The following is a 1256-nucleotide window of genomic DNA, read 5'->3' as shown; positions in this document are numbered from 1 at the left end:
CCCTATACCTGCCGGTCAACAAGTCGGTTGACCTCGAGCTCAACGCGCGCGACGTCATCCACTCCTTCTGGGTTCCTGCCTTCCTGCAGAAGCGCGACATGATTCCCGGCAAGACCAACTACATCCGGTTGACGCCCACCAGGGAGGGCACCTACGACGGTAAGTGCGCCGAACTCTGTGGCGAGTACCACTCCGAAATGCTGTTCCGCGTGAAGGTTGTCTCCGAGTCGGAGTTCCAGGCGCACATGAACCAGCTGCGCCAGGACGGGAACACCGGCCTGCTCGGTGAAGAGTACGACCGCAACCCGGCCCCGGCCGAAACCAAGTAAGGGGAGCGACGTGGCAACTTACACTCAATCCGCCGGGATCCTCGAGGCTCCCGTAGTACCGAAGTCCAAGGGACGCATCGTCGTCAACTGGATCACCTCGACCGACCACAAAACGAGCGGGTACATGTACCTGATCGCGTCGTTCATCTTCTTCTGCTTCGGCGGCATCATGGCGCTGCTGATCCGTGCCGAGCTCTTCGAGCCCGGCATGCAGATCCTGCAGACCAAAGAGCAGTACAACCAGCTCTTCACCATGCACGGCACCGTCATGCTCCTGATGTTCGCGACGCCGCTGTTCGCCGGCTTCACCAACGTCATCATGCCGCTGCAGATCGGTGCCCCCGACGTCGCCTTCCCGCGACTGAACGCGCTGGCCTTCTGGTTCTTCCTCTTCGGCTCCACGATCGCCGTCTCCGGGTTCATCACCCCGCAGGGTGCCGCGTCGTTCGGCTGGTTCGCGTACGCGCCGCTGTCCAACACGACGTTCAGCCCCGGCGTGGGCGGTGACCTCTGGGTCTTCGGCCTGGCGCTCTCCGGCTTCGGCACCATCCTCGGCGCCGTCAACTTCATCACCACCATCATCTGCATGCGCGCCCCGGGCATGACCATGTGGCGGATGCCGATCTTCACCTGGAACGCCCTCGTGACCTCCATCCTGGTCCTGATGGCCTTCCCGCCGCTGGCCGCCGCGCTGTTTGCCCTCGGCGCCGACCGCCGCTTCGGTGCGCACATCTTCGATCCCGAGAACGGCGGCGCCGTCCTCTGGCAGCACCTGTTCTGGTTCTTCGGCCACCCTGAGGTGTACATCATCGCGCTGCCGTTCTTCGGCATCGTCTCCGAGATCTTCCCGGTCTTCAGCCGCAAGCCGATCTTCGGCTACAAGGGCCTGGTCTACGCGACCATCTCCATCGCCGCCCTGTCCGTGAC

2 protein-coding genes are annotated in these 1256 nt (G+C 63.5%); both read left to right on the top strand.

All coding sequences use genetic code 11. From position 1 onward, the window contains the following. A partial coding sequence (locus LQV45_RS33575) for a cytochrome c oxidase subunit II (protein WP_374208370.1) occupies nt 1–329 on the top strand: 329 nt, incomplete at its 5' end. 10 nt (nt 330–339) lie between these two features. Beyond that, the coding region (locus LQV45_RS33570; protein ID WP_230012117.1) for a cbb3-type cytochrome c oxidase subunit I at nt 340–1256 on the top strand (917 nt) is incomplete at its 3' end.

The organism is Microbacterium sp. Bi128, from assembly GCF_918698205.1.
Note: the sequence above shows the minus strand (reverse complement) of the source record. Positions and strands in the feature narration are given on the sequence as shown.